General features: G+C 71.1%; 16 protein-coding genes. 5 read left to right on the top strand and 11 right to left on the bottom strand.

All coding sequences use genetic code 11. From position 1 onward, the window contains the following. Positions 1-91: 91 nt before the first annotated feature. From HEP85_RS06310 to xylB, 6 genes are all read right to left on the bottom strand, one after another. Entirely contained in the window at positions 92-1,615 is a 1,524-nt protein-coding gene (locus HEP85_RS06310; RefSeq protein WP_168526906.1) for an aldehyde dehydrogenase family protein, read from the bottom strand. 56 nt (positions 1,616-1,671) lie between these two features. Then, entirely contained in the window at positions 1,672-3,000 is a 1,329-nt protein-coding gene (locus tag HEP85_RS06305) for a GAF domain-containing protein (protein ID WP_168526905.1), read from the bottom strand. Positions 3,001-3,154: 154 nt separating this feature from the next. Beyond that, the gene (locus HEP85_RS06300) at positions 3,155-4,168 is read right to left on the bottom strand and encodes an acetamidase/formamidase family protein (RefSeq protein ID WP_168526904.1); all 1,014 of its coding nucleotides are present in this window, start codon (positions 4,166-4,168) and stop codon (positions 3,155-3,157) included. Continuing rightward, a complete protein-coding gene (locus HEP85_RS06295) occupies positions 4,165-5,649 on the bottom strand; it encodes an APC family permease (RefSeq protein ID WP_168526903.1) in 1,485 nt (494 codons plus the stop codon). Before HEP85_RS06295 ends, HEP85_RS06300 begins: the two co-directional genes overlap by 4 nt. Before the next feature lie 211 nt (positions 5,650-5,860). Further along, positions 5,861-7,069 (bottom strand): ROK family transcriptional regulator, encoded by a 1,209-nt coding sequence (locus tag HEP85_RS06290; protein WP_168526902.1) that lies wholly within the window; start codon positions 7,067-7,069, stop codon positions 5,861-5,863. 57 nt (positions 7,070-7,126) lie between these two features. Beyond that, positions 7,127-8,572, bottom strand: a complete 1,446-nt coding sequence (gene xylB, locus HEP85_RS06285) for a xylulokinase (protein WP_168526901.1) — start codon at positions 8,570-8,572, stop codon at positions 7,127-7,129. Between the two features lie 162 nt (positions 8,573-8,734). Between xylB and xylA the strand changes: the two genes are divergently transcribed. Beyond that, a complete protein-coding gene (gene xylA, locus HEP85_RS06280; protein ID WP_168526900.1) occupies positions 8,735-9,901 on the top strand; it encodes a xylose isomerase in 1,167 nt (388 codons plus the stop codon). Positions 9,902-10,321: 420 nt separating this feature from the next. Beyond that, positions 10,322-10,951, top strand: coding sequence for a hypothetical protein (locus tag HEP85_RS06275; protein WP_211117860.1), 630 nt, complete (start codon positions 10,322-10,324; stop codon positions 10,949-10,951). 125 nt (positions 10,952-11,076) lie between these two features. Here HEP85_RS06275 and HEP85_RS06270 read toward each other — a convergent pair whose 3' ends face one another. Both HEP85_RS06270 and HEP85_RS06265 read right to left on the bottom strand, forming a co-directional pair. Continuing rightward, complete coding sequence (locus tag HEP85_RS06270) at positions 11,077-12,378, bottom strand: SWF or SNF family helicase (protein WP_168526899.1); 1,302 nt, start codon at positions 12,376-12,378, stop codon at positions 11,077-11,079. Then, positions 12,375-15,227 carry an SNF2-related protein gene (locus tag HEP85_RS06265; protein ID WP_369657624.1) on the bottom strand — a complete coding sequence of 951 codons (2,853 nt, stop codon included), beginning with the start codon at positions 15,225-15,227 and terminating at the stop codon, positions 12,375-12,377. The genes HEP85_RS06270 and HEP85_RS06265 overlap by 4 nt, the downstream gene beginning before the upstream one ends. Positions 15,228-15,478: 251 nt before the next feature. Between HEP85_RS06265 and HEP85_RS06260 the strand changes: the two genes are divergently transcribed. Next, a complete protein-coding gene (locus HEP85_RS06260) occupies positions 15,479-16,534 on the top strand; it encodes an acyl-CoA desaturase (RefSeq protein ID WP_168526898.1) in 1,056 nt (351 codons plus the stop codon). 151 nt (positions 16,535-16,685) lie between these two features. Continuing rightward, the gene (locus HEP85_RS06255) at positions 16,686-16,868 is read left to right on the top strand and encodes a hypothetical protein (RefSeq protein ID WP_148008078.1); all 183 of its coding nucleotides are present in this window, start codon (positions 16,686-16,688) and stop codon (positions 16,866-16,868) included. A gap of 145 nt (positions 16,869-17,013) precedes the next feature. On the opposite strand, the gene HEP85_RS06250 is transcribed toward HEP85_RS06255, so the two are convergent. Beyond that, complete coding sequence (locus HEP85_RS06250) at positions 17,014-17,892, bottom strand: hypothetical protein (protein ID WP_168526897.1); 879 nt, start codon at positions 17,890-17,892, stop codon at positions 17,014-17,016. Between the two features lie 135 nt (positions 17,893-18,027). After that, positions 18,028-18,333: a hypothetical protein gene (locus HEP85_RS06245; RefSeq protein ID WP_168526896.1), complete on the bottom strand. Its 306-nt coding sequence runs from the start codon at positions 18,331-18,333 to the stop codon at positions 18,028-18,030. Positions 18,334-18,439: 106 nt separating this feature from the next. Between HEP85_RS06245 and HEP85_RS06240 the strand changes: the two genes are divergently transcribed. After that, complete coding sequence (locus HEP85_RS06240) at positions 18,440-19,330, top strand: oxygenase MpaB family protein (protein ID WP_168533387.1); 891 nt, start codon at positions 18,440-18,442, stop codon at positions 19,328-19,330. Here the strand turns inward: HEP85_RS06240 and HEP85_RS06235 are convergent. Continuing rightward, positions 19,307-19,840: a PadR family transcriptional regulator gene (locus HEP85_RS06235; RefSeq protein WP_168526895.1), complete on the bottom strand. Its 534-nt coding sequence runs from the start codon at positions 19,838-19,840 to the stop codon at positions 19,307-19,309. The two genes, HEP85_RS06240 and HEP85_RS06235, sit on opposite strands and share 24 nt — an antisense overlap. Positions 19,841-19,960 lie beyond the last annotated feature (120 nt).

Below are 19,960 nucleotides of genomic sequence, written 5' to 3'. Positions count from 1 at the left end.
AGTGGGGGCGTGTTTCGACTCGCTGCTCAGATGTGCGCCGAGAAGGGCGCCTGCCGGGCATTAGCCCTGGTCAGGCGCCCTTGCCGCGTGTCTAGAAGAAGCCCAGCTTCTTCGGCGAGTACGACACCAGGAGGTTCTTCGTCTGCTGGTAGTGCTCCAGCATCATCTTGTGCGTCTCCCGGCCGATGCCGGACTGCTTGTAGCCGCCGAACGCCGCGTGCGCGGGGTAGGCGTGGTAGCAGTTCGTCCACACCCGGCCCGCCTGGATCGCGCGGCCCGCGCGATAGGCGGTGTTGATGTCGCGTGTCCACACGCCGGCCCCGAGGCCGTACAGGGTGTCGTTGGCGATCTTGATGGCGTCGTCGAAGTCGTCGAACGACGTGACCGAGACGACCGGGCCGAAGATCTCCTCCTGGAAGATCCGCATACGGTTGTCGCCCTCGAAGATGGTCGGCTGGACGTAATAGCCGCCCTTCAACTCACCGTCGTACTCGACGCGTTCGCCACCGGTGCGGATCGTGGCGCCCTCCTGTCGGCCGATGTCCAGGTAGGAGAGGATCTTCTCCAACTGGTCGTTGGAGGCCTGCGCGCCGATCATCGTGTCGGTGTCGAGCGGGTGCCCCGGCTTGATCAGCTCGGTGCGGGCGACCGCCGCCTCCATGAACTCGCCGTAGTTCCCGCGCTGTACGAGCGCGCGCGACGGACAGGTGCACACCTCGCCCTGGTTGAGCGCGAACATCGTGAAGCCTTCGAGCGCCTTGTCCCGGAAGTCGTCGTTCTGGGACCAGACGTCGTCGAAGAAGATGTTCGGCGACTTGCCGCCCAGCTCCAACGTGACCGGCTTGATGTTCTCGGAGGCGTACTGCATGATCAGCCGGCCCGTCGTGGTCTCGCCGGTGAACGCCACCTTCGCCACCCGCGGACTGGAAGCGAGGGGCTTGCCCGCCTCCACACCGAAGCCGTTGACGATGTTCACGACGCCCGGCGGCAGCAGATCCGCGATCAGACTCATCCAGTAGTGGATGGACGCCGGGGTCTGTTCGGCGGGCTTGATGACGACCGCGTTGCCCGCCGCCAGCGCCGGCGCGAGCTTCCAGACCGCCATCAGGATGGGGAAGTTCCAGGGGATGATCTGCGCGACGACACCGAGCGGCTCGTGGAAGTGGTACGCGACGGTGTCGTCGTCGACCTCGCCGAGCGAGCCCTCCTGGGCGCGGATCGCCCCCGCGAAGTACCGGAAGTGGTCGATGGCGAGCGGGATGTCGGCGGCCAGGGTCTCACGGACCGGCTTGCCGTTCTCCCAGCTCTCGGCGACCGCCAGCTTCTCCAGGTTCGCTTCCATCCGGTCGGCGATCTTGAGCAGGATGTCGCCGCGTGCCGCGACGGAGGTCCGGCCCCAGCCGGGCGCCGCCGCGTGCGCGGCGTCCAGGGCGCGCTCCACGTCCTCGGCGGTACCCCGCGCCACCTCCGTGAACGGCTGCCCGTTCACCGGACTCGGGTTCTCGAAATACTGCCCGCGAGCCGGCGGCACGTACTCGCCGCCGATGAAGTGGTCGTAACGCGCCTGGTAGGAGACGATCGCGCCCTCGGTGCCGGGCGCCGCGTAACGGGTCATGCTGGTCTGCCTCCCGGAGAAGCGCTGCCCGCCGTTGGGCAGCTCTCGCCCCGAGGCTAGAAACGCGGACGTTGCGACGACGTTGCGGACGTGTGCACATGGCCTCGTCCGCCGGGCCTCGGGGGCATCCATCCCGCGGGTGCGGCCTGTTCGGACTCCACCTCGTCGAGCCGGGAGCGTACCGCGGCCGTCGGTCGTACGGCGGCCAGCGCTCGCCAGACGTCGAGATCGTCCTCGCCCCACGGGGCGCGTGCCCAGTCCGCCAGCAGGTCGGGGTCGCGGCGCGCGATGAGCGCCGTACGCAGTCCGTCGGCGAGCCGGCGCCGCAGGCGCACGACGGCCGGGGCCACCGAACCCGGGAGCAGTGGACCGGCGTACGCCGTCATGGCCCCCGTGATCGCGCCCGAGCCGAGCCGACGCTCCACGACGGCGACGTCCGACTCGACCGGCGCCGTGAGCCGGTAGGGGCGCGAGGCCAGCAGGCCGGAATCCAGCAGACGGCGCAGGCGGGTCAGTTCGGCGCGCAGCGTCACCGGCGTCACCGACTCGTCCTCGTACAGCGCGCACAGCAACTCGTCGCCCGTCAGGCCCTCCGGGTGCCTGGAGAGCAGCACCAGGATCTCGCTGTGTCTGCGGCTCAGCCCGACCTTGCGCCCTCCCGCGACCAGTTGAGCCTCGTCACGGCCGAGCGCGGTCAGCTCGACCGTGTCCGCCGCCGTTCTCGGTGGTGCGAACAATGCCAACTGGGACTCCGCCGCACGCGCCACCGCCTGCACGAAACCGAGGCTGTGCGGATGCGCGAGTCCGTCCCCGCCGGTGATGTCGATCGCACCGAGCACCCGGCCGGTGCGCGGGTCGTGCACCGGAGCCGCCGCACACGTCCACGGCTGGACGCGCCGTATGAAGTGCTCGGCCGCGAAGACCTGCACCGGACGGTCCACAGCGACCGCGGTCCCCGGCGCGTTCGTACCGACGGCCGTCTCCGACCATCGGGCGCCCGGTACGAAGTTCATCCGTCCCGCCTGGCGTCGGGTCGTCGGATGGCCTTCGACCCACAACAGCCTGCCCTGCGCGTCACAGACCGCGAGAAGATGCTTGCCGTCCGCCGCGAACGTCCCCATGAGCTCGCGGAAGAGCGGCATCACCGCGGCCAGCGGATGCTCCGCCCGGTAGGAACCCAGATCCCCGTCCGTCAGCTCCACCGTCGCGGTCCCGTCGGGTACGACACCTGCCCGCGCCGAGCGCCGCCACGACTCGGCCACCACGGAACGCACCGGACGGGGCACCGTGCCCGCCTCGGTGAACGCCTCGTGCGCCCGGCGCAGGGTCCGCACTCGTTCGACGGGATCGGCACCCGGTTCCAGGGCAACCCATGGATCGGTCATTCGGCCTCCCGGAAAGGCGATGCGGCTGGGACCATCGTCACGTCCAGCGAGGATCCGGACAAGCTCTGTGACGGTGCGGCGGTAGTCGGGACAAGGCGAGCCCGGAAGTGACGCGCAGGGAGGGAGGAGCAAAGGGGCGTCGGCAGTCCGTCGTTCAGAGGCGCAGCGCCGCGGCTGTCTCGCGCAACCGCGCGTGCAGACCACGATGCGTCTCGCGCGCGGGCAACCACTCCTTGCGGAGCTTCGCGACGCAGGTGTAGTTGGTGTCGCAGACATTGGCGAGCGGCGATTCGACCGCCTGGGTCGCGAACTGGTACGCGTCCAGTTCGCTGAACCCGTAGTCACGCACCAGCCACTGCACCAGGTCGAGCTGGGAGATGCGGAACGCGTCCTCCAACGGGCGTGCCGAACCGGTCGAGATGATGTGCGTGTCGGACTCGATGCGCGGCCAGGGGGTGGCGACTCCCTTGAGCAGCTCGACGATCACCACCGTGTTCATCGCACACTCGACCGCCACGCCACACGTCTCGCCCTCGCCCTGCCGCGCGTGCCCGTCACCGAGGCTCAACAGGGCCCCCTCGACGTTCACCCCGAGAAAGCAGGTGACGCCGGCCCGCATCTCCGGCGTGTCCATGTTCCCGCCGTGGGCGTCCGGCACCAGCGCCGAGCGCACCTCCAGATTCGCCGGCGCCACCCCGACGGTGCCGTGCATCGGATCCATGGGCAGCTCGATCCGGATGTCGCTGTCCCGCGCGCGGAACAGGGCGGTACGCCGCTCCCGGTCGAGCTGCCAGATCCACACCGTCTCCGGCAGCGCCGGCTGCAGCGTGGCCGTGGTGTGCGTGGACGTGAGCGCGCCGAACAGCGGGACCGTCGTCGAGGCCGCCCAGTCGCGGGCCGGCTCGATCGACACGAAGTGCACCGCGACGGTGTCGCCCGGCTCCGCGCCCTCCACGTGGAAGGGGCCGGTCTGCGGATTGAGGAACGGGAACTCGCACACCTCGGACACCAGGTCCTTCTCGGAGCGCACCCGTCCGGCGAAGCAGTCCTCCGTGTACAGATCGAGGATGGTGCCCGGCGCGACGCGCGCCACCGGCGGCGCTCCGCCGAACGTCCACGCGTACTCGCCGGGTTCGGGCCGTACGGTCAGGATGTGAGGGTCGCTCATGGCTGTGTGGCTCCGCTCTGCCGGGGATCGGGGGACGAGGTCTCGTCGAGGTGGACACGGGCGGTCTCGGCTATGCGCCCGGGGTGCCGGCGCGAGAGGACGATCAGCACCACGACCCCGGTCATCATCCACACCCCGACGACCGGTCCCGCGTACGACACGGGCGCGGTCAGCTCGGAGACGAAGTCGAAGACGGGCAGACCCGCGGCGGTCAACAGGGCCGGGACGAAGGCCACGATGCCCAGCAGCGGGAACAGCAGATGCCGTACGGGACGGAACAACTCACGTCTGCGACGCAGGAAGTAGCCCGCGCAGGCGAGATTCACCACGATGTACACACCGATCACGACCGTGACGATCACCGTCGCGAGCAGCAGGAAGGCCGTCACCGGGTCGTAGGCGAAACCGAGCCCGAGCATGGCCGCGATCGCCACGGCGCACTGTACGGCGACTCCGGCGACGGGGGAGCGGTGCCGGGGATGCAAGCGTGCGAACAACTCCGGGAAGACCTTGATCCGGCCCAGGGCGAAGGCCGTCCGGGTGGAGACGGTCGCGCAGGCGTTGGCGTTGGCGATGGTGGAGTTGACCACGGCCAGGAACACGAGCACCCAGAACAGCCCGAACGAGGCGCGGGCCACGCCCTCCCAGGACGCGGCTCCGGAGGCTGAGAACCCCGTGAATCGGTCCGGGCCGACGTACACGGCCATGGCGTAGGTGGTGAGGACGTAGACAAGACCGATCGCCAGCGCCGCACCGAGGACCGCGCGGTGCATCGTCCGGCGCGGATCTTTCGTCTCCTCGGCGAGCGGGGCCGCCGCCTCGAACCCCGCGAAGGCCAGCACGGTGTAGACCGATCCCGCGAACACGCCGCTGATGCCTTCGTACCCCTCGGCGGTGTGCGACGTCCCGAACACCGACAGGGTGTTGTCACCGCCCGCCTTGACGATCAGCCAGATGGCGAAGACGAGGAAGACCAGCACCTCGAAGACACCGAGAACGGTCCCGAAGCGGGCCGAGGCACGCACTCCGAAGTAGCCCGCCACCGCGATGACCGCGGCTCCGGCGAGCGACCACGGCCACCACAGGTCGTCGGGGTACGAGGACCACTCCTGGTGCAGCGTGCCCGCCGTGGTGAACCCGAGCTGCAGAAGCAGCAGCGGGGGCACCAGGGCTTCGACGAACACATAGCCCCAGCCGACCAGAAACCCCACGGCCGGGTGCAGTCCCTGCGCCGCGTACGTGGACACCGAGCCCGCGGAGGGCAGTTGCCGCGCGAGCTCGGCCACACACGACGCGGTGAACAGGCACGCGACGAGCGCGATCAGTACGGACAGCGGCAGGCTGCCGCCCGCGAACGCCGCGCCCGACGGAATGGACGCGGCGACCGCAGCGGCCGGCGCCATGGCCGTGACACTCTGGAACAGGACCTCGCGCAGCCCGATGGCGTCGCGCCGCAGTCCCGGAACCGTCTCCCCCGACATGTGATCCCCCGATCCGCCTGGACATCGAGCCGTCGGCCCGATGGCTGCGCCTCGCGTGAATCACGTTACGGCGCTTGCCGGTTGGGCTGGAAGAGCGAGGCGTGAGTCGGTGGACAAGTCCTGGACTGTGGACAATCCGGCCACCCGAAGGAGGGAACGGGAGCCCCGTGCCGCGTGCGGTGACGGCTGCGGCCGGGCGCCGCGACCGTGCCTACGACCGCCCCGCGACCGACGACGGATCGTCGAGCACGGCCCGCACCGCCGAGTGGGCGGCCCCCAGCAGCGGCCCTTGCGGACCCAGCCGCGAGACGGCCACGGCACAGGCGGGTCCCGCCGTGCGTCGCGCCAACTCGTCCTCCAGCGAAGGCAGCAGCCACGGCGCGAGGCCGGACAGCCCTCCGCCCAGCACGACGGTCTCCGGGTCGAGCAGGTTGACCGCCCCGGTCAGCGCGATGCCGAGCGCCGTTCCGGCGTCGCGCAGGGCACGTCGAACCTCTTCGTCGCCCTGGGCGGCACGCTCGGCCAGTACCCCGACGCGGTCGCCGCCCGGTTCCAGACCGGCCGCGCGCAGGACGGCCTCCTCACCCGCGTACTGCTCGAGGCATCCTCGTCCGCCGCACGGACACTCCGGCCCGTCCGGACGCACCGGGACATGGCCCAGCTCGCCCGCGAAACCGCGTGTCCCGCGCAGCAGGTGCCCGTCCACGAGCAGCGCCGCGCCGATACCGATCTCCGCCGACACATGCAGGAAGTCGCGGGCGGTCGCCTCGCCGAGCCAGAGTTCTGCGAGGCCGCCGAAGTTGGCCTCGTTGTCCACGGTCAGCGGCAGTTCGGCGGGCAGCAGCGCTCCGAGGTCCGTGTCGTGCCAGTCGAGGTTGGGGGCGCGGACCACGGTCCGGGCGTCGCGTGCCACCAGGCCGGGCACGGCGACCGCGAGGCCCGCGGGCCACAGTCCCTCACGCTCGGCCTCGGCGACGACCTGACGGACCAGCGCGGTCAGCTCCCTGATCACGGGGCCGGGGGGACGACCGCGGTTCGTGCCGTGCCGCACCGCACGGGCCCGTACGTCTCCGCGCAGATCGACCGCGCACGCCGCCAGATGGTCAACGCCCACCTCGGCGCCGATCCCGGCGGGTCCGTGTCCGCTGACCGCGAGGGCCGAGCCGGGGCGCCCCACCCGGCCGGGACGCTCGGGGCCGAGTTCTTCGAGGAGTCCGGTACGGATCAGCTCGTCGACCAGCGTGGAGACGGCCGCCCGGGTCAGACCGATGTGCGAGGCGACGGCGGCACGCGACAGCGGCCCCTCGGCTCTCACGGTGTGCATGACCCGGGAGAGGTTGCGACGGCGCATGCCTTGCTGGGTGTCGGGCAGCCGACGGCCGGAACCGGCCGGGTGGGCCTCGTGCAGCGGTGAGCTCATGCCTCCGTCAGTCCTCGTCCGGCCGGTCCCTATGGGGCTGTCCTCGTCTGTGCGCGGTCAGTTCCTGTTCGACTCCCGTTCCAGCAGCGGGGCCGCGTCGGAGAGTACCCCGGCGATCCTCGCGAGTGTCTCCTCGTCCCGTTCCACGGCATCGAGCACCGGGCCGTGGGCCGTACCCCAGCGCCGGGCGACCGCGGCCGGATCCTCGCCGGTCAACAGACCCGCGGCCTGCGCGGCGGCGCCCAGCGCGACCAGTTCCCTGGCCTCGGGCACCTGGACCGGACGTCCCGACAGCCGGCGTACCGTCTGCTGCCAGGCCGTGCCCCGGGCACCCCCGCCGATGAGAAGCAGCGGTGCGGAACGATCGGCGTCCGCGTCGAGCACCAGGTCCAGGGCGCCGAGCAGCGAGTGGACCGCGCCGTCGTACGCCGCCTGGAGGAGCTGCCCGCCCGTCGTGTCGTGCCGCAGCCCGTGCAGGAGGCCCGAGGCGTGCGGCAGGTCGGGGGTGCGCTCGCCGTCGAGGTAGGGGAGCAGGGTCACGCCCGCGCCGGGTTCCACGGCCTCGCGGTCGAGCCCCAGCAGGGCGGCGATGCGGTCGACGGCGAGGGTGCAGTTCAGGGTACAGGCCAGCGGAAGCCAGTCGCCGCGCGCGTCGGCGAAGCCCGCGACGGTACCCGTCGGATCCGCGGGGCGCCGCGTCGAGATGGCGTACACGGTGCCCGAGGTGCCGAGACTCAGCACCGCGGTACCAGGTCGCAGCCCGAGGCCGAGTGCGGCGGCCGCGTTGTCACCGGTGCCGGCGGCGACCAGCGTGCCCCTGGAAAAGGGCAGCTCGTCGTGGGCGTGCACGGTTCCCGCCACCTCGCCCGGCCGGACGACGCGGGGGAGCAGGGCGGGGTCGAGGCCGATGTGCGCGAGGACCTCCTCGTCGTACGCCTCGGACCCGGACGCCCACCAGCCCGTGCCTGAGGCGTCGCCACGGTCGGTCGTGGCCTCTCCGGTGAGGCGTTCGGTGAGGTAGTCGTGCGGCAGCCGTACGGCGGCGGTGGCGCGGACGGCGTCCGGTTCGTTCTCGGCCAGCCAGGCCCACTTCGTGACCGTGATGGAGGGGCCGGGCACGGTTCCGGTGCGCTCGGCCCAGGCCTTCGGGCCGCCCAGCTCGTCGATCAGCCGGCGGGCCTGGGGCGCCGAGCGCACGTCGTTCCACAGCAGTGCCGGGCGTACCGGATCGCCCTGGGCGTCCAGGGTGACGAGCCCGTGCTGCTGGCCGCCGATCGAGACCGCCGCGGCCTCGTGGGCGGCGTCACCGCATTGGTGCAGTGCTTCGCGGAGCGCGTCCCACCACTGCCGCGGATCGCTCTCGCGGCCCGCTCCGGTAGAGACCGTGTGCGGCGCCTGCCCGCTCGCCACCACCCGTCCGGTCGATGCGTCGACGACCAGGGCCTTGGTGGACTGGGTGGATGTGTCCACCCCGACGACGAGCGGACCCTCGGCTGCTGACATCGGGCTCTCCCTCTTCCGCGGCTCCGCGGGATCTGTCCTGATGGTGGGCTTTTGGACCGGCGCGGCCCAGCTTTCACACTTCGTCTCTTCCCAGAGACGCCTTCGCATACTAATTTGTTAACTGCCATGACGAAATAGTCGGAGCTAACAAGGAGCCGCGGCATGAACTACCAGCCCACCCCCGAGGACAGGTTCACCTTCGGCCTGTGGACCGTCGGCTGGCAGGGAAGGGACCCGTTCGGCGACGCCACCCGGCGCGCCCTCGACCCGGTCGAGTCGGTGCAGCGCCTGGCCGACCTGGGTGCATACGGTGTGACCTTCCATGACGACGACCTGATCCCCTTCGGGTCCTCGGACAGCGAGCGCGAGTCGCACATCAAGCGGTTCCGCCAGGCCCTGGACGCGACCGGCATGCGGGTGCCGATGGCCACCACCAACCTCTTCACGCACCCCGTCTTCAAGGACGGCGCGTTCACCGCGAACGACCGGGACGTGCGCCGCTACGCGCTGCGCAAGACGATCCGCAACATCGACCTGGCGGTCGAGCTGGGCGCCCAGACGTACGTCGCCTGGGGCGGCCGTGAGGGCGCGGAGTCGGGCGCCGCCAAGGACGTACGTGTCGCCCTCGACCGCATGAAGGAGGCCTTCGACCTCCTCGGCGAGTACGTGATCGCACAGGGTTACGACCTGAAGTTCGCCATCGAGCCGAAGCCGAACGAGCCCCGTGGTGACATCCTGCTGCCCACCGTCGGTCACGCGCTCGCGTTCATCGAGCGGCTGGAACGCCCGGAGATGTACGGCGTGAACCCCGAGGTCGGCCACGAGCAGATGGCCGGGCTCAACTTCCCGCACGGCATCGCGCAGGCACTGTGGGCGGGCAAGCTCTTCCACATCGACCTCAACGGCCAGACCGGCATCAAGTACGACCAGGACCTGCGCTTCGGGGCCGGCGACCTGCGCTCCGCGTTCTGGCTGGTCGACCTCCTGGAGAGCGCCGGATACGCGGGACCCAAGCACTTCGACTTCAAGCCGCCGCGCACCGAGGACCTCGACGGGGTGTGGGACTCCGCGGCGGGCTGCATGCGCAACTACCTGATCCTGCGGGAGCGGTCGGCCGCCTTCCGCGGCGACCCCGAGGTTCAGGAGGCGCTGCGTGCCTCGCGCCTGGACGAACTCACGCAGCCCACCGCGGCTGACGGCCTGCAGGCGCTGCTCGCGGACCGTGCGGCCTTCGAGGAGTTCGACGTGGAGGCGGCAGCCGCGCGCGGCATGGCCTTCGAGCGGCTCGACCAGCTCGCCATGGATCACCTGCTCGGCGCGCGGGGCTGATCGACGCGTCGGTGAGGCGTGAGGCCCGCTTCGAGGTGCTGCGGGCCCGCGCCTCCCGGTGCGGATCTCTGCGGGAATTCCCCGGAATCATGTGGTCCGTGGCATGAGTCCGTATCAACTTCCGCGCGGGGGTCGCCATGTGACCGGTTCGAGCTGACTCTGGACGGTATGGCCACGCCGCCCTTACCGCCCCAGCCCCCTCGGCCGCCGGAGAACACACCGCCTTCAGGAGGCGGTGGCTTCGGTCCGCCGCCCGAAGGCTACGTGCCCTCGTCCGGCGGCCAAGGCTCCCCTTCGGGAGGTTACGGCCCCCCGTCACAGGACGGTGGCGGCGGCTGGCACCCCCCGCCACCGCCTCCCGCGCCGCCCGGTGGCCCTGGAGGGCATCGTGGAGGGCGGCGCCGAAACCCCCTGCTCCTGGTGCTCGTCGCGGTCGTGGCCCTCGCAGCCGTCGTCACCGTGATCCTGTTGACCGGCGGCGGCAGCGACAAGCCCGACAAGAAGGGGCCCACCGAGACCAGTAGCGGCACGGAGAGTTCTCCCTCGCCCTCACTGAGCATCCCGTCCGAGCTGCCCAGTGAACTGCCCAGTGAGCTGCCTTCAGGGCTGCCCTCGGAGTTTCCGTCGGAACTGCCGAGCGGCCTGCTCAGCGATCTGCCGAGCGGTCTCCAGTCACTCGTCCCCGATCTGGCCGACGACGAAGTGCCGTACTACATGTTGGGAACAGGCGACTGTTTCGACACCAGCGCGGCCCGGACCGGGCAGGCCGCCAAGCGCTCGTGCGGCGCACCGCACGACGCGGAAGTCGTCGAAGTGGGCGAGCTCAACGGCACCTACTCCACGGACGCCGCCCTCAAGAAGGCCGCCTCGGCCCTCTGCGCGGCACCCCTGGAACGCAAGGCGGCACAGCAGCCGGCGGGCACCGTCCGCGGCACCCTCGTGCAGTACCCGGATTCCGGCACCTACAGGACAGGCATCGACAAGGTGGCCTGCAGTCTGGCCGCGGACATCGGCGACGGCACGCGCAGGCTCACCGCACCACTGGCGTGACCGGCACGCACGCGTGGCTGCTGTTCGCGCCGCACGCACGCGTGCCGTACGCACACGATCCTGGGGTCTGGACTCGGTACGGCAGTCGCGCGTACGCCCGGCCTCGACGCGACGGGCGTGCGGCCTCATCCGTTCGTCGAGACGTCGCGCGGGTCTCCCGCCGCCATCGCGAGAGCCGTGGCCGGATCCCCGACCGCCTGTCCCGCAGGCGTCCAACGGCCGTGCTCCTTGCGATACGGCCACCACCGGCCGTCCTGCCCCAGGCGCAGCTGGACCGGCGCGCCGACCATGGTCCAGTGGTTGTGGGACGCGATCAGCGACGGCCGCTCGTCCTCGTCCCAGGCGGACGCCAGCGCGGCACGCGCGCGTGCGAGTGCCTCCGTCCCCACGGTCCACTCGTCCTCGAGCACGGACAGCGCCACCGCTCCGCCGAACTGCCAGGCACGTACCGCGAGCGTCAGTTCCTGGCGGTCCCGCCCCGATCCACGGGCGAGTCGCTGGGCGATCGGCGTGTCCGGACGGGCCGCCGCGAGACGGACCGCGTCCTGCTCGAGCGTCAACTCCTCCTCCGGTGACCGCGACCCATGGTCCGGTCCGATCGCCCGGGCCAGCAGTCGGTACGCCTCGGCCGCCGTCGCCATGGCCAGGAACTCCAGGGCGGGCGGGTCGACGCCGGGCGCGGGCGCGGCCCCCGTGTCCAAGGAAGGCGGTAGTCCGGGCCCTTCGGGCAGTCCGGGAAGGACGGGCAGGGGAGGCAGGATGTCACCGGCCGCGTACGCCTCGGCGGCGGCCACGCCTTGTGGAGGGGCTTCCGGCACTGCCCGGGGATGCCGGCTCCGTGCGTTCGCGCCGCCGACGGTACTACCGCGCTGCTGGAGTTCGTCGAGCAGCGTCCGTTCGGTGCGCCCGCGCAGGAGCAGCAGGACGAACGGGTCCTGGTCCAGCAGGCGCGCCATCTGATAGCAGAGCGCCGAGGTGTGCCCGCAGTGGTCCCAGGCCCCGCAGTCGCAGTCGGCTTCCAGGTCGCCGAGCCCCGGGAGCAGTTCGACGCCCGCGTCCGCCGCGTCCTCGACCAGGTGCGGCGGCATCTCGCGGTCGAGCAGCGCCGCGACATGTCCGGCCCGTTCGACGGCCATGTCCAGGAAACGGTCCCACCGCTCATCGGGCAGTTCCTGAACCAGGACGTCGGCCCGATGCGTGGTGTGATCGCGATCCCGGACGACGGCCGTGATGCGTCCCGGACGCACCGACACGGAACCCACCGCTCCCGCGCGCGCGAGCCTGCGTCCCGCTTTGATTTGCTCGGAGTCCAGCGCGGCGTCCTCCAGGGCCTTCACCCAGGCGCGCCCCCACCACGTGTGCGCGAAGCCCCGCCCGCGCAAGGGAGGCAGCGCCGCGAACGTGCGCTCCTTGTCACCGTCTGTCATCGTGTGCCCCCGCGAAGTTCCACCAGTTCGGCCAGTTCGGCGTCGGTCAGTTCCGTGAGCGCGGCCTCCCCGGCACCCAGGACAGCGTCGGCCAACCGTTGTTTGCGCCGCAGCATCTCGGCGATGCGGTCCTCGATGGTCCCCTCGGCGATCAGCCGGTGCACCTGCACGGGCCGGCTCTGGCCGATGCGGTACGCGCGGTCGGTGGCCTGTGCCTCCACCGCCGGGTTCCACCAGCGGTCGTAGTGCACGACGTGCTCGGCCCGCGTCAGGTTCAGGCCGGTTCCCGCGGCCTTCAACGACAGCAGGAAGACGGGGATCCCGCCCTCCTGGAAGTGCCGCACCATCGCCTCGCGCTCGTTGACGGGTGTCCCTCCGTGCAGGAACCGGGTCGGTACGCCACGTGCCGCGAGATGGCGCTCGATGAGGCGTGCCATCCGCACGTACTGGGTGAAGACCAGAACGCTCGCGCCCTCGGAGAGGATGGTGTCGAGCAGTTCGTCCAGCAGCTCCAGTTTCCCGGACCTGCCGGAGATCCTCGGCAGGTCCTCCTTGAGGTACTGCGCCGGGTGGTTGCAGATCTGCTTCAGTCCGGTGAGCAGCTTCATGATCAGGCCGCGCCGCGCCATGCTGTCCGCGCCCGAGATCTCCGCGAGCGTCTCGCGCACCACCGCCTCGTACAGACCCGTCTGCTCCGCCGTGAGCGAGACGGCGCGGTCGGTCTCGGTCTTGGGCGGCAGCTCGGGCGCGATACCGGGATCCGACTTGCGGCGTCGCAGCAGGAAGGGCCGGACCAGCCGGGCGAGCCGCTCGGAGGCCGCCGGATCCTGACCGCCCTCGACGGCCTGCGCGTACCGCGTCCGGAAGGAGCCGAGGCTTCCGAGCAGACCCGGTGTCGTCCAGTCCAGGATCGCCCACAGCTCCGAGAGGCTGTTCTCCACCGGCGTGCCGGTCAGCGCCACGCGCGAGCGTGCGCCGATGGTGCGCAAGGCCTGGGCCGTCGCGGAGTAGGGGTTCTTCACGTGCTGGGCCTCGTCGGCTACGACCATGCCCCAGGACACCTCGCCGAGCCGCACGGCGTCGAGCCGCATCGTGCCGTACGTGGTGAGCACGAACTCCCCGTCCCGCAGGCCTTCCAGGCTGCGCCGCGAGCCATGGAACCGGCGCACCGGCGTACCCGGGGCGAACCTCTCGATCTCGCGCTGCCAGTTGCCCATCAAGGAGGCCGGGCAGACCACGAGTGTGGGGCCCGCGGCCGACGGTTCGGTCTGCCGGTGCAGATGCAGCGCGATCAGGGTGATCGTCTTGCCCAGGCCCATGTCGTCCGCGAGACAGCCGCCCAGTCCCATGGAGGTCATCCGGGCCAGCCAGTTGAGACCGCGCAGCTGGTAGTCCCGCAGTGTTCCGCTGAGCGCGACCGGCGGGCCGACCGGCTCCTGCGCCTCCGGGTCCGCCAGCTGCTCCCGCAGCGTCGCCAGCCACCCCGAGGGCCGTACGTCGACCCGGTGGCCGTCGACCTCCGCCGAGCCCGTCAGAGCGGCGCTCAGCGCGTCGATGGGTGTGACCTCGCGGTCCTGCCGTGCCCGGGCGCGACGCACCGCGTGAGGGTCGACGAGGACCCACTGGTCGCGCAGCCGCACCATCGGACGGTTCGCCTCGGCGAGCAGGTCCAACTCATGCCGGGTGAGCTGCTGATCGCCCAGCGCGAACCGCCAGTTGAACGTGAGCAGGGCGTCCGCGGACAGAAAAGACGGTGTGTCCGACGAGACCTTCTTCAGTCTCCGCCCCTCTTCGGACGGACCGACGACCGCGCGCGTGGTCAGCTCGCGTGCGAGCTCCTTGGGCCAGTGCACGTCGACACCGGCGAACGCCAGCAGACGGGCGCCCTCGCCGAGGAGTTCGGTCACCTCCTCGTCCGCGAGTTCCAGGGCATCCGGAACCGTCGCCGAGAGCAGCGGTGTGAGCGGGGCCCAGGCGTGGGCCGCGCGGCGCAGGGCGAGCAGGACGTCCATCCGCGCCCGCGGGCCGAAACCCGGCGCACCGGCCCAGACCGCGGAGGCGTCCGCGACGACGCCGGGATCGCTCACGCTGTGCACCTGCAGCACCCCGCGGAAGGGCGCCCGCGTCACATCCCCCTCGACCGACGCCAGGCCCGGGATCTCGACGCGCAGTGAGACGCGTACTCCCGTGTCATGTCCCGCGGCCACGTCGGCCGTCCAGGCGCGCTGCTGTGGCACGTGCTGCGGCTCCTGGGCCGCGAAGGCCGGACCACCGGCGGCGAGCGTCGCGGCGGGGGAGCGGGGCAGTGCGTCGGCCACCGCGTCGAGGAAGGCGCGCAGCAACCGCCCCGGGTCGGGCAGCCGCGGTGGCTCGACATCACTCACCGGTACGGCGTGCGCCTCCGGTGGCATCGCGGCGGCGAGCTCGCGCGTCCGTTCCAGGTCGTCGGCGCGCAGCGGCCCCGCGCGCCATGCGTCGTGGCCGTCGCCCGTCAGCCCCGGCAGCAGCAGACCCCGAGCGGCGAACTGGAGGGCGAGCACCGAGGCGGCGCCCCAGAACGTGGTCGCCCGGTGCGCCCGCGCGACGGCACGCGCGCGCGTGAGGACCGGCAGCGCGGCCCGGACGGGAAGCTCGACGGCCGCGACGGTCACCAGCTCGACACCCCCGTCGCCGGGAAGTACGACGGTCAGGTCCCGCGTGGTTCCCGACGCCACCGCCGGAGGGATGTCACCCTCGGGCCGCCAGAAGGCGACGCGCCCGGTGCGGGCGGGTTCGGCGGGCATGAACACGGCACAACAGCGGGCCAGTTCGGAGATCTCGGCGGGTGTGGCCGCAGGAATTCTCTGCACGGCGATGACGCATTCCTCAAGTTTGACTACTGGGGGTCGGAGCCGCCGAGGGTACAGCACTTCACCGGCACGGGCGGGTACGCCGCCGCACTGAAACGGCTCATCCCGCACCGGGGGTGCAGGTAGCCCCCCTCCGCGTGCGGGGGAAGCCTCCGTACGTATCCGGGTGATGGCGCCATGGTTGCCGATGGGCCCCGATTCGTACGTTTCATCAGGTCAGCCCATACCCTGAGAGAACCGGAGACCCAACCATGCCCGACACCGCCGCAGCCGTCGCGGAACGCCCTCCGGGGGTAGACGTCGGGCAGTCCCCGGGAAGCGGGTTCGCGCCTCTCCTGCGCGTCGTCAGAAATCAGGGTCTCCTGGAGCGGCGCCGCGGCTGGTACGCGCTCACGATCACCGTCAACACGCTCTTCCTGGCCGCGATCGTGACCGGCGTCGTCCTGCTCGGCGACACGTGGTGGACGACGCTCCTCGCCCCGCCGCTCGCCGTGTTCTCGGCCCGGACGGCCTTCATAGGCCACGACGCGGGACACTCCCAGATCACCGCCGGCAAGAGGACCGGCCGCGTGATCGGCCTGATCCACGGCAACCTGCTCCTGGGAATGAGCTACGGCTGGTGGAACGACAAGCACAACCGGCACCACGCCAACCCCAACCACATCGACAAGGACCCCGACGTCGTCGCCGACGTCCTGGTCTTCACCGGTGAGCAGGCCAAGGAGCGGGCCGGTTTCCGGCGCTGGCTCACCCGCAACCAGGCCTGGCTCTTCTTCCCGCTCACCCTCCTGGAGGGTGTCGCTCTGAAGGTCCACGGCTTCCGGGATCTGCGGAGGCAGACGCCGCGCGAGCGGGCGGTGGAGGCGCTGCTGCTGGTGGCGCACGTCGCGGCGTACGCGACGCTGCTGCTCACCTCGATGTCCCTGGGCAAGGCGCTGGCCTTCGCCGCACTGCACCAGGCGCTGTTCGGCCTGCACCTGGGCATGGCCTTCGCACCGAACCACAAGGGCATGGAGATGCCCGACCCGGACGGTGAACGCTGGGGCCATCTGCAACGCCAGGTGCTCACCTCGCGCAACGTTCGCGGCGCCGTCCTGACCGACTGGTTCCTCGGCGGCCTCAATTACCAGATCGAGCACCACTTGTTCCCCAGCATGCCCCGGCCCCATCTGAGGCGCGCCCAGCCACTGGTACGCGCACACTGTCGGGAATTGGGTATCCCCTATGCGGAAACGGGGCTCGTCGACTCCTACCGGCAGGCCCTGCGTCACATGTACGAGGTCGGTGAGCCGCTCAGGGCCGAGTAGTCGCGGAGGGACTCGGGGGCGGGTGCGGGAAGGACTCAGGGGCGAGTAAGGGAGCGACTCAGGGATGTCTCAGGGTCGCGCACTGGAACCGTGGACGGCGCGGACCCGTTTTCAGGACAGAGAGCGGCAGTAGCCGCGAAGGAGGCGACACATGTCGAAGAACGCGAAGATCGCCGCAGGGGGTGTGGCGGTCGGCCTCATCCTGCTGATCTGGCTGCCCTGGTGGGCCGCCTTCCTGATCGTGGTGGGGGTTCCCGCGGCCGCGTACCTGACGCTGGACCCCTCGCAGCGGCGCCGGCTGCGCCGCATCACCCGCAAGGAGCTCGGACGCTGAGCGCTGCCGGGCCGGTGCGGCCCGGCCCGGCGCGGCTCCGCCCGGCGTAGCGGGAGGCGGCCACGCCGCCGCTCGCGGACCTTACGGCCGTACAGCCCGCGAGCGGCAGCACGCACCGTCCGCGGTGGTCGCGCGGCGCGGTCGCTCAGCTGGGGCGAACGGCCATCTTGTCGAGGGCTTCCAGAAGACCGGGCAGTTCGGGGCCGCGCCCGACGGGCAGCACCTCACCGGGTTCGTCGTCCAGGAGGACGAACGCGATGTCGTCGGTTCGGGCGACCATCGACCAGCCCGGGCCGTCGGCCCGCAGCGTCCGGGCGTCGCCGGTGGCGAACGACGAGCGCACACGGCCGAGTGGCGGCGGCGTGTCCACGTAGGACCGCGCCTCCGCGAGCACCCGGCGGACACCGCTACGGCTCCTGCCGCCGCTCACGGACTCGTCCTGAGGCGCGTTCTCGTCCTCAGTCTTGTCCTCCGCGTGAGCCTTGTCCTCCGCCTGAGCCTTGCTCTCCGCCGTGACGAACTCGTCGTCGTCGATCTGTTCCCGCCATGTCGACCACTGCAGGGCGATCTCGTCGGCGCCGAGACGCCGTTGCGCCGGCCCCCAGTCGGTGGTGTCCGGAGGGGTGAGCGGCGGCCGCTCCGCGAGATCGGGAGCGGGATCGTGCGGGGCGGGAACCCCCGGCGCCGCGACAGCGACCGCGAGGGGCCAGCCGGGCAGCGCGCAGACGACCGTCCGCTCGTCGGGGGACAGTTCGTGCTCCATGCCGCAGTCCCAGGACGCGATGGCGACGGCGACCAACGAGACATCGTCGATGACGACCGTCCACCGCGCGCCGTCGCCGTCCTGGCCGAGCACGATCCCGTATCCGTCGGACAGGGGCGCCAGATCCAGGGCCGCGCAGGCCTCCGGGTAGTCGTCCCCCAGCACGCTGGGGAACTTCGCGGGCGTCAGCAGCACCGCCGTCAGCACATACAGCGCGTCGTCGTCCCCGGTGGCGACGGCGTCACCGTCCGTCCCGGCCATCCCAACCTCCCCATCGCTACGTTCGTCGGCGCACCCTAGTGCGACCGGAAGGTGCTTGTCACGGGCCCGAAGCCCACGCGGAGCTGCAGTTATCCGGCTGGACAGGGGCGAAACGACCGTCGCGGCCCCTGGCTTTCAGCCGGTCGGCAGACCGAGCAGCGTCCGCGCCACGGTACGGGGTGACTCGTCGCGCTCGCGGGCCAGGGCGATGACGGCGCGGCAGGCCAGTTCGTTCACCCCGAACGACAGGGCCTCGGGCGACACCCAGGTCGCGGCCTCGTCGATCCGCTCCTGGTCGTCCTCCGCGCACGCCGACACATATGCGGCGGCGGCCTCGAACAGGTTGCGCGCACGCCTCTCGGGGCGCTGCTTCGCAGGCCGCCGCCCTCCGGTCTCCTCGGCCGTCCTGGGGCCCCACAACCTGCGGAATCTGGCGAACATGCCGGACATCGGACCGCCTTCCCCTGCGGGCTCGTCATCGCTGACCGTTCATATGCTGCTACTCAACGTAGAGTTGAAGCCTCGGCGGCAGAAGGGGGACGGCTCGGTGAAGCGCTACGAGCGACTCGAGCGGATTCGGCGGATGGACCCGCGCGAAGAGGCGTCGGAGATCTACCGGCTCAGCTCCGTCTACGAATTCCCCTGGGACCTCGCCCGCGCCCTGGAGCTGGCCCTCTACCGCACGTACGCCGTCCCCGGCATCGGCCGGCTGCTCGCCGAGACGGCGGAGCTCACCGACCGCACGCAGAAGCGTTACGACGACACCGCGCTGCTTCTGGACACCGTCGTCGAGCACGGCTTCAACTCCGAGGAGGGGCGCACCGCGATCCGGCGCATCAACCAGATGCACCGCAGCTACGACATCGGCAACGCGGACATGCGGTACGTGCTCTGCACCTTCGTGGTCGTGCCCAAACGGTGGATCGACGCCTACGGGTGGCGCAGGATGTCCCGGCACGAGATCGTCGCGTCCGCCGTCCACTACGGCACTCTGGGACGGCACATGGGCATCGAGGACATCCCGGAGACGTACGAGGAGTTCGAGGCATGCCTCGACGCCTATGAAGAGGCTCATTTCGGGTGGGACGAGGGTGGGCGTCGCGTCTCCGACGCGACCCTCGACCTGATGGCCTCCTGGTACCCGCGCCCGCTGGCGCCCCTGCTGCGTGCCTCGACGCTCGCGCTGCTCGACGAACCGCTGTTGCGGGCGTTCCGGTACGAGCCACCGGGTGCCGCCACCCGCGTGCTGGTGCGCCGTGCGGTACGGGCGCGCGGCCGTCTGGTCCGGCTGCTGCCGCCCCGTCGGGCCCCGCACTACGCACGGCAGAACCGGGAGATCAAGGGTTACCCGAACGGCTACCGCGTCGCCGAACTGGGGACATGCCCGGTGCCAGGTGTGCGCGGCTGTCCCGCCTCACCCGTCACTCGCGTCGAGTGAGGCGATCGTGGCCCGCAGCCAGGACAGTTCGGCCACACTCGTGGCCCGCGCGATGGTGAGGACGCCGCGCCTGAAGGGGTCGTCCAGTTCCTCGGCACGCAGTGGCCGGTCGCCTTCGTAGAAGAAGCTCGCCGGCTCTTCCAGGAAGGTGAGCCTGCGGCGCAGCACCGAGGCCTGGGCCGCAGGGTCATCGAGGTGCCTCAGGAAGGCGAGCACCGTGAACCAGCGGTTCTCGTCGGTGATGTCGCTCCGCGCGGGTTCCGCGAGTCGGCGGCGCAGTGTGCGTTTGCCGTCCTCGGTGAGTGTCAGGACATGGCGGGGGGCGGCCACGGCGCCCGGCTCCGTCGTCCGCGCCAGCATGCCCGCCTTCTCCAGCCGCTTGATCGCGGGATACAGCGTGCTCTCGGCGACGGGTTTCACGTGCCCGGTCAGCGCGGTGATGCGCTTGCGGAGTTCGTAGCCGTGCAGGGGGGAGTCGTACAGAAAGCCGAGGATGGCCAGTTCCAGCATGTGTCGCATTGTGTCGCACGGGCGCCGTGCACCGGCTCGTCAGTAGATCCGCTCCACCATCCCCGCTCCATCGTCATCGAGCACTTGATGCATCGCACTCGTAATACATCGGAGACGATG

Origin of the sequence: Streptomyces sp. RPA4-2, assembly GCF_012273515.2 — a bacterium.
Taxonomy (GTDB): domain Bacteria; phylum Actinomycetota; class Actinomycetes; order Streptomycetales; family Streptomycetaceae; genus Streptomyces; species Streptomyces kaempferi.
Note: the sequence above shows the minus strand (reverse complement) of the source record. Positions and strands in the feature narration are given on the sequence as shown.

What these genes read in the sequence shown, in the direction of transcription:
- HEP85_RS06250 (WP_168526897.1), bottom strand. Translation starts at nt 17,892, where the DNA reads ATGGCCGGGACGGACGGTGACGCCGTCGCCACCGGGGACGACGACGCG.
- HEP85_RS06260 (WP_168526898.1), top strand. Translation starts at nt 15,479, where the DNA reads ATGCCCGACACCGCCGCAGCCGTCGCGGAACGCCCTCCGGGGGTAGAC.
- HEP85_RS06235 (WP_168526895.1), bottom strand. Translation starts at nt 19,840, where the DNA reads ATGCTGGAACTGGCCATCCTCGGCTTTCTGTACGACTCCCCCCTGCAC.
- xylA (WP_168526900.1), top strand. Translation starts at nt 8,735, where the DNA reads ATGAACTACCAGCCCACCCCCGAGGACAGGTTCACCTTCGGCCTGTGG.
- HEP85_RS06295 (WP_168526903.1), bottom strand. Translation starts at nt 5,649, where the DNA reads ATGTCGGGGGAGACGGTTCCGGGACTGCGGCGCGACGCCATCGGGCTG.
- xylB (WP_168526901.1), bottom strand. Translation starts at nt 8,572, where the DNA reads ATGTCAGCAGCCGAGGGTCCGCTCGTCGTCGGGGTGGACACATCCACC.
- HEP85_RS06245 (WP_168526896.1), bottom strand. Translation starts at nt 18,333, where the DNA reads ATGTTCGCCAGATTCCGCAGGTTGTGGGGCCCCAGGACGGCCGAGGAG.
- HEP85_RS06300 (WP_168526904.1), bottom strand. Translation starts at nt 4,168, where the DNA reads ATGAGCGACCCTCACATCCTGACCGTACGGCCCGAACCCGGCGAGTAC.
- HEP85_RS06310 (WP_168526906.1), bottom strand. Translation starts at nt 1,615, where the DNA reads ATGACCCGTTACGCGGCGCCCGGCACCGAGGGCGCGATCGTCTCCTAC.
- HEP85_RS06305 (WP_168526905.1), bottom strand. Translation starts at nt 3,000, where the DNA reads ATGACCGATCCATGGGTTGCCCTGGAACCGGGTGCCGATCCCGTCGAA.
- HEP85_RS06290 (WP_168526902.1), bottom strand. Translation starts at nt 7,069, where the DNA reads ATGAGCTCACCGCTGCACGAGGCCCACCCGGCCGGTTCCGGCCGTCGG.
- HEP85_RS06270 (WP_168526899.1), bottom strand. Translation starts at nt 12,378, where the DNA reads ATGACAGACGGTGACAAGGAGCGCACGTTCGCGGCGCTGCCTCCCTTG.
- HEP85_RS06255 (WP_148008078.1), top strand. Translation starts at nt 16,686, where the DNA reads ATGTCGAAGAACGCGAAGATCGCCGCAGGGGGTGTGGCGGTCGGCCTC.